General features: G+C 74.3%; 6 protein-coding genes and 1 pseudogene. 2 read left to right on the forward strand and 5 right to left on the reverse strand.

The genetic code is table 11. The features are described 5' to 3' along the window. The 5 genes and pseudogenes from DW299_RS01735 to DW299_RS01755 form a co-directional block, all read right to left on the reverse strand. Positions 1 to 341: pseudogene (locus tag DW299_RS01735) on the reverse strand (sugar phosphate isomerase/epimerase); the annotation flags it as partial. Between the two features lie 60 nt (positions 342 to 401). Further along, the gene (locus DW299_RS01740; RefSeq protein WP_136035412.1) at positions 402 to 1,274 is read right to left on the reverse strand and encodes a sugar phosphate isomerase/epimerase family protein; all 873 of its coding nucleotides are present in this window, start codon (positions 1,272 to 1,274) and stop codon (positions 402 to 404) included. Continuing rightward, positions 1,271 to 2,482: a DUF993 family protein gene (locus DW299_RS01745; protein ID WP_136035413.1), complete on the reverse strand. Its 1,212-nt coding sequence runs from the start codon at positions 2,480 to 2,482 to the stop codon at positions 1,271 to 1,273. The genes DW299_RS01740 and DW299_RS01745 overlap by 4 nt, the downstream gene beginning before the upstream one ends. Beyond that, entirely contained in the window at positions 2,479 to 3,648 is a 1,170-nt protein-coding gene (locus DW299_RS01750) for a Gfo/Idh/MocA family protein (protein ID WP_136034629.1), read from the reverse strand. The genes DW299_RS01745 and DW299_RS01750 overlap by 4 nt, the downstream gene beginning before the upstream one ends. 155 nt (positions 3,649 to 3,803) lie before the next feature. Further along, positions 3,804 to 4,904, reverse strand: a complete 1,101-nt coding sequence (locus tag DW299_RS01755) for a substrate-binding domain-containing protein (RefSeq protein WP_240745285.1) — start codon at positions 4,902 to 4,904, stop codon at positions 3,804 to 3,806. Positions 4,905 to 5,097: 193 nt separating this feature from the next. On the opposite strand from DW299_RS01755, the gene DW299_RS01760 reads away from it, so the two are divergent. Both DW299_RS01760 and DW299_RS01765 read left to right on the forward strand, forming a co-directional pair. Continuing rightward, on the forward strand, positions 5,098 to 6,111 hold the full coding sequence (locus DW299_RS01760; RefSeq protein ID WP_136035415.1) for a hydroxyacid dehydrogenase: 1,014 nt from the start codon (positions 5,098 to 5,100) through the stop codon (positions 6,109 to 6,111). Beyond that, the coding region (locus tag DW299_RS01765; RefSeq protein WP_168443054.1) for a DUF2264 domain-containing protein at positions 6,108 to 7,830 on the forward strand (1,723 nt) is incomplete at its 3' end. The genes DW299_RS01760 and DW299_RS01765, both read left to right, overlap by 4 nt.

Here is a 7,830-nt window from a genome sequence, read left to right on the forward strand (position 1 = left end):
ACCACCTCGGCGCGTTCGCGAGGGGTCGCCGCGGCGGATCCGGTCGAGCCCGCCCACGCGCGCACGCGGTCGGCCCCGAGCGCAGCGGCACTGTCGAGCACGGCCGTGAGGGACTCGGCCGCCCCCGCACGGAAGTACGACCCGTAGGACGCGACCGCGAGCCCGGCGTCGGCCGTGAGCCGCGCCACCTCTTCGGCACGCGCGACATCGCCGGGCGGCACGTGCACGTCACCGCCCCACTCGATCACCTCCAGGCCCGCGGCTGCCGCGAGGGCGACGATCCGGGCGGGCTCGAGCGCGCGGAACGTCACCGAGCACAACCCTGGGCGCATCCCCGTCATGGCCTCATCATCTCAATCCCCCTCGCCGACGGGACCCGGCCACGGCGGCACGACCGGCGGTCATCGCAGGTGCGGGGAGACGGTCGCGGCGAACGACTCGGCCGTGCGCCGGACCACGGCGCGCGGATCGGCGGCCCAGACGTCCGCGCGGAAGATCTCGACCTCGATGTCCCGGTCGTAGCCGGTCGCCCGCACCGCGCGGGTGAGCACGCCGAAGTCGATCACCCCCTCCCCCGGGTAGTGCCGCGACAGCAGCGGGTCGGCGGCGAGCGGCGTCTTCCAGTCGCACACCTGGTACGTGGCGATGCGGCCCTCGTGCCCGGCGCGCGCGATCTGGTCGAGCACCTGGGGATCCCACCAGATGTGGAAGGTGTCCACGGCGACCCCCACCACGGCCGGGTCGAAGTCGGCGGCGATGTCGAGCGCCTGTCCGAGCGTCGACACCACGGCGCGGTCCGACGCGTAGAGGGGATGCAGCGGCTCGATCGCCAGGGTCACGCCCGCGCCGCGAGCATCGTCGGCGAGGGCTCCGATCGCGTCACGCACGCGCTCCCTGGCGCCGACGAGGTCGCGCGACCCCTCGGGCAGCCCTCCCGCGACGAGCACCAGGACCGCCGTCGACCCCTCGGCCCCCGCCGCCGCGAGCGTCGCGGTCTCCTCGATCGCCCGCCGGTTGTCGTCCAGCGCGGCCTCGCGCGCGGGGCTGGCCGGGAGCGTGAAGAAGCCGCCCCGGCAGTGCGTGCTGAAACGCAGCCCGGAGTCGGCGAGCATGCGCGCCGCCCCCGCGAGGCCCACGTCCTGCACGGGCTCCCGCCAGAGGCCGATCGCCGCGAGCCCGGCCTCGGCCGTGACCTGCAGCGCCGTGGCGAGGTCGGCGTGCTTGATCGTTGCCTGGTTGAGGGAGAGACGCGGGTCGGGGAACGGGGCGGTCATGCGTCGACGCCGTTCAGCCGGAGGAGGCCGTGCCACCGCTCATGGGCGAGCTCCGGCCGCTCGAGGGCGAGCGCCGCGTTCGCGAGCTCCACGACGCGACTGAGGTGAGGGAGGCTCCGGGCGGAGTGGAGTCCGCCCACCATCTGGAACGCCGGCTGATGGCCGTTGAGCCACGACAGGAAGGCCACGCCCGTCTTGTAGTAGTAGGTCGGCGCGGCGAACACCTGCCGGCTGAGCTCCTCGGTGGGCCCGAGCAGTGCGAGGTAGCGGTCGGGGTCGTCCGCATCCAGCGCCTGGATCGCCGCCGACGCCACGGGGGCGATCGCGGCGAAGGCCCCGAGCAGCGCATCCGAGTGCCCGTGCGAGGCCGGCGTCGCACTGCCGGAGCCCAGGCTGTCGCCGCCGATGAGTCCGACGTAGTGGAAGTCGTCGCCCGTGAACATCCGCACGCCCGCGGGGAGCCGGTCGCGCACCCAGACCTCGGAGTCGGCGTCGAGCAGGCTCATCTTCACCCCGGCGATCGCGTCGGGGTGCTCGGCGATGATGTCGAGCAGCACCCGTGCCGCTTCTTCCCATCCGGCCGAGCCGTCCGCGGCCGCCGTCGGCGCGAAGTACCCGGCCAGATCGGGGTCGAACGCGGTGCCGAGCCAGTGCAGCACCACGGGCGCGGACGCGCGGGACAGCACCTCCCGGTACACGCGGCGGTAGTCGTCGGCGCTCTCGGCCGCCCTGGCGAGGTGTCGCGACGCCATGAGCACCGGCCCCGCTCCCTGCTCCTCGGCGAAGTGCAGCTGCTCGACGTACGCGTCGACGATGCGATCGAGCGGGATGTGCGCGTCGTCGACCTGATCGGTGTTGACCCCGACCACGACCGACCCGCCCTCCTCGCGGGCGACCTCGGCGCTGCGGGCGATGAGCTCGCGCGTCGCGACCGCGTCGAGCCCCATGTTGCGCTGCGCGGTGTCCATCGCATCCGCGACGCCGAGCCCCCACGAGTACACGTTGCGGCGGAACGCGAGCGTCGCGTCCCAGTCGATGTCGGCGGGGCGTCCGGGGGTGTTGTCGGCGTGCGGCTTCGGCACCACGTGGGCCGCCGCGTACGCCACCCGGCTGCGCAGTGGTCCGTCCGGCCGGGTCACGGCGTCGGGCGCACGCAGCTCGACGCCGGAGGTGCGCCCGTCGGCGGCGAGCAGACGGAGGGCGCTCATGCCCGGTCCAGCGTCAGCGGTTCGAGCACGATCTTGCGGCCCTCGGCGCTGGACGCCAGGCCGGCTTCCGCGAACTGCACGCCGCGGGCCCCCGCCAGCAGGTCGAACGGGTAGTCGGTGCCTTCGACGTAGGACACCAGGTACTCCTCCCACTGCTGCCGGAAGCCGTTCTGGAAGACCTGGTTGGCGGGCACCTGCTGCCAGTCGGCGTCGTAGTCGTGGTCGTCCTCCAGGTCGGGGTTCCACACCGGCTTGGGGGTGGCGTTGCGAGGCTGGATCTTCGCGCCGAAGAGTCCGACCACCGCGGAGCCGTGCGTGCCGTCGACCTGGAACTCCACGAGCTCGTCGCGGTTGACGCGGACCGTCCACGAGGAGTTGATCTCGGCGACGACGCCGCCCGCCAGCTCGAAGATGCCGTACGCCGCATCCTCGGCCGTCGCGGTGTAGTGCTCGCCCTTCTCGTCCCAGCGGTCGGCGATGTGCACGGCCGCCTGGGCGTAGACGCTCGTGACCTCGCCGAAGAGGTTCTCGAGCACGTAGTTCCAGTGCGGGAACATGTCGGTGATGATGCCGCCGCCGTCTTCCGTGCGGTAGTTCCAGCTCGGTCGCTGCGCGGGCTGCCAGTCGCCCTCGAACACCCAGTAGCCGAACTCGCCGCGCACCGACAGGATGCGCCCGAAGAATCCGGAGTCGATGAGGCGCTTGAGCTTCTGCAGGCCGGGGAGGTAGAGCTTGTCGTGCACGACGCCGGTCTTCACGCCGGCGTCGCGGGCGAGCCGGGCCAGCTCCAGCGCCTCCTCCAGCGACTCGGCGGTGGGCTTCTCGGTGTAGATCGCCTTGCCCGCGGCGATGGCTTTGCGGATCGCGGAGGCCCTGGCCTTCGTCACGAGGAAGTCGGCGTAGATCTCCCACTGCGGGTCGGCGAGCGCGGCGTCGAGGTCGGTCGTCCAGTCGGCGATGCCGTGGGCCGCGGCGAGTTCCGCCAGCTTGGCCTCGCTGCGGCCCACGAGGATCGGCTTCACGGTGACCCGCGTGCCGTCAGCGAGCTCGATGCCGCCCTGGTCGCGGATCGCGAGGATCGAGCGCACCAGGTGCTGCCGGTACCCCATGCGCCCGGAGACGCCGTTCATGATGATCCCGATCTCGCGGGTCGTGGCCTGTGCCATCTCGGTCCGTTCCTTTCGGTGGAGGGGGATGCGCGGCCCGGATTCGAGGATGCGGGTAAGCGCTTTCCGAGATCATGGCACGAGAACGTCCACCCCGCAACCGCGGCGGACCTCGGGCGCGCACGGCCGGCCGCATCACCGCGCCGCCCGCCGGGTCACGCTTCCGGCGGCGACCCCGTGCTGGCGCGCACGTGCAGAGCCGGGGCCAGCGCCACCCGCTCCGCCGGGCGATCGGTGCCGTCGCGCAGGCGGTCGCGGAGCAGCTCCACAGCGCGGCGGCCCACCTGCGGCTTCGGCGGGCGCAGCGCGGTGAGGGGCGGGGCCCCGTTCATCACGATCTCATCGTCGTAGGCGAGGAGCGACACGTCGCCCGGCACCCGCCGCCCCGCATCGACCAGGTGCTGCTGCAGCAGGAGCGCCTGCGGGTCGGAGTGCACCAGCAGCGCGGTCGTCGCCGTCGCCCGGATCTCGTCGAGGAGCGCGGCGACGAAGGGCCCCACCGCCGACCGATCCATGCGGTCGAGGGCGACCTCGCGGTCGACCCCCGGCTCGAGACCGAGCTCCTCGACCGCACGGCCCCACCCGCGGCGCAGGGCGGCGGAGGTCGGCGACTGCGGCGAGGTGAGGATGCCGACCCGCCGATGGCCGAGGCCGGCGAGATGACTCGCGGCGAGCGCTCCCCCGAACGCATGATCGGTGACGACGCTCTCGAGACGCGTCAGCGCGAGGACGTCGGGCGCGCGACGCTCGACGAGCACGACGGGCAGGGGCAGCGCATCCAGCCAGGCGAGGAGGGCATGACCGTCCGCGCCCGCGGTCTCGGGAGCCACGATCAGCCCGTGGACCGTCCCCGACGCGACCAGGGCGGAGATCTGTCGGCGCTGGTCGGCGGCCGCATAGCTCGCCCCCCGGAGCACGATCTGCGTGTCGGTCTCGATCGCCGCCACGCGGGCGCCCTCCACCACCTGCGGCCAGTAGTAGCTCAGCGACGGCACCACCATGCCGAACCGTCGCGGAGCGGACAGCGGCCGAGACGCGGCCGGGTCGAGAGTGCTGCGGAGCGTGGCGCCGCCGTGCACGCGCGTGAGGAGCCCCCGCTCCGCGAGGTCGGCGATGTCGCGGCGGATCGTCAGCTCGGCCACGCCCAGGTCGCGGGCGAGCGCGGACACCCGCACGGCCCCCGCGCGCCGCAGCTCGTCGAGGATCCGCTCGCGGCGGGAGATGCCGAAGCGCGGCGTCTCCTCCCCGCCGCTCACGTCGCGGCCTCCCCGTGTGTCGTGGATGCACGGCACCGTTCGGCCGAGCGGGCGCGGTGTGGGATCGGCATCGGGACTCCTTGTTCGAGTGTGTTCGATCATGACAGACCGTGTTCGTCTCCGTTGCGCGCACCGCCCCGCCGTCCTTCACTGGAGCGGCGCCGACGTCCGTCGCGCAGGCCCCGAGGAGACCATGTCCGCCCGCCCCACCGTCCTCGTCGCGATGTCCCCCGATGCCTGGGACCTCCTGTTCGACGGCCCCCGTCGCAACCGGCTCGCGGCTCTCGCCCTGATCGACGACCCCGTTCCCGTCACCGCCGTCGACGCCGCCGCCCCGCAGGAGCGCCTGGCCCGGGTGGAGGCGCTCGTCACGGGGTGGGGCGCGCCCGCGCTCGACGAGGCGGCCCTGGCCCGGCTCCCCCGGCTGCGCGCGGTGTTCCATGCCGCCGGGAGCGTCCGCGGCCTCGTGTCCGAGGCACTGTGGCACCGGGGCATCCTCGTCACCTCCGCCGCCGACGCCAACGCGGCCCCCGTCGCCGAGTACACCCTCGCGATGATCCTCCTCGCCGGCAAGCGAGCCCTCGTGCCCCTGCGGACGGCCGACCCGCAGCACGACCTCCGCACCGGCGCCCGCGTCGGCGGTCGCATCGGCAACCTCGACCGGACGGTCGGCATCGTCGGGTTCTCGCGCATCGGCCGGCGCGTGGTGGAGCTGCTCCGGCCGTTCCCCGGCATCGAGGTGCTCGTCGCGGATCCGTTCGCCGATGCGGCCGAGGTCAGGGCCGCGGGCGCCGAGCTCGTGCCGCTGGCGACGCTGCTCCCCCGCGTGGACGTGCTGTCGCTGCACGCTCCGGCGCTCCCGGCGACCCGCGGCATGATCGGACGCGCACAGCTCGCCGCCCTCCGCGATGGCACGACCATCATCAACACGGCCCGCGGAGCGCTCCTCGACCACGACGCCCTCGCCGACGAGTGCGCGGACGGACGACTCGACGCCGTGCTCGACGTGACGGAACCCGAGCCCCTGCCCGTGGACTCGCGGTTGCTGCAGCTGCCGAACGTCGCGGTCACCCCGCACCTCGCCGGCTCGCTCGGCAGCGAGACGCGGCGGCTCGCCGATGCGGCCCTCGACGAGCTGGAGGCCTGGATCGCCGGGGCTCCCCCGCTCCACCCCGTGCGCCCGGCCGACCTGGAGCACGGCGCGTGAGCACTCTCGCCCTCCCTCCGGAGGACCGCGACCTGTCGCCGTACACCGGCTGGGGTCGCGCGCACCTCCAGACGGTCGCCGACGCCATCCTCGACGGGGCCGCCCGGCACGCGAGCCCCACGGGCGCCGGTGTGCGCTATCCGGGCCGCCCTGGCGGGTTCGGCCCCGCGGTCGACGCCCTGGAGGGCTTCAGCCGCACCTTCCTGCTCGCCGCGTTCCGCATCGCCGGAGACCGCGACGGCACCGGCGACCTGGCCGCGCGGTATGCGCGCGGACTCGCCGCCGGAGTGGACCGGGGGAACCCGGAGCGCTGGCCCCGGCCCGACGAGGTCGATCAGGCGAAGGTGGAGGCCGCAGCCCTCGCCGTCGGGCTCCACCTCACGCGGGACACCGTCTGGGCTCGACTCGACGACACGGCACGCACCCGCACGATCGACTACCTCGCCGGGTTCATCGGAGGCTCGTACCCGCCGAACAACTGGGCCTGGTTCCGCATCCTCGTCGAGCAGTTCCTGGAGAGCGTGGGCGGCCCGTTCTCGACCGAGGACCGCGGGGCCGACTTCGCCCTGCTCGACGGGTTCGAGCGGGCCCACGGCTGGACCTCCGACGGCGCCGCGCGCTCGTTCGACCACTACGCGGGCTGGGCGCTGTCCTTCTATCCCGCGATCTGGGCCGACATGGTCGCCGACGATCCGCGGCACACCGCCCGGATCGCCCGCTCCCGCGCCCGCCTCGACGACTACCTCGACGATGCCCTGCACCTCATCGGCGCCGACGGCGGACCGCTGATCCAGGGCCGCAGCCTCACATACCGGTTCGCGTCAGCGGCGGCGGCGGGCGCTGCGGCCTTCACGGGCGGATCGCGGCACGGTCCTGGCCTGCTGCGCCGCGCGATCAGCGGCCAGGTGCGGCACTTCGTCGACCGCGGGACGCCGGACGCCTCCGGCGTGCTCCCGCTGGGCTGGCACGGCGCGTGGCGGGCGCTCGCGCAGGACTACTCGGGACCGGGGTCGCCGTCCTGGGCGGCGAAGGGGCTGCTCGCGCTCGCGCTCCCGGACGCCCATCCGGTGTGGACGGCCGTGGAGGAGCCGTTGCCCATCGATGCGGGGTCGTTCGCGCGGGTGCTCGCCGCGCCCGGGTGGCTCGCGAGCGGCACCCAGGAGGACGGTGTCGTGCGCATCGTCAACCACGGCACCGACCACGGCGTTCCGGGAGAGCGGCATCCGGACGCGCCGCTCTACGCCAAGCTCGGCTACTCGACGGCGACCGCGCCCGTGCTCCGCACGCCCGGACTGACAGAGCCGCTCGACGGCACCGCCGCCCTGGTGCGGGACGGTCGCCCGAGTCACCGCTCCGGCTTCTCGACCGGGACGCTCGGCGAGCACGAGGGCACGCTGCTCGGCGGGTCGTCGGGGCGGGTGCACTGGCACCGGGAGTTCGTGTCGGCGTTCGACGTGGGCGGCGGTGCGGCGGCGCGCGTCACCGAGACGGGGCCGGTGCTCGACGTCGTGTCGGTCGTGCGCGGCGCCTGGGAGGTGCGGCTGGTGCGTGTCCGCGACGCGGAGGGGGAGGCGGCCGCGACGCGGGTGCGGGAGGGCGACCAGCTGCGCGTCGGGGGATGGGCGCTGTCGGGAGAGGATCTCGTCGAGGACGGCCCGGGGAGCGTGTCCGCCGGAGCCGAGGCGGGGAACGCGTCGCACGGCAGCGGGCGGCCCGGCG

The sequence above is a fragment of the Microbacterium sp. K35 genome (assembly GCF_004794375.1).
Taxonomy (GTDB): Bacteria; Actinomycetota; Actinomycetes; order Actinomycetales; family Microbacteriaceae; genus Microbacterium; species Microbacterium sufflavum.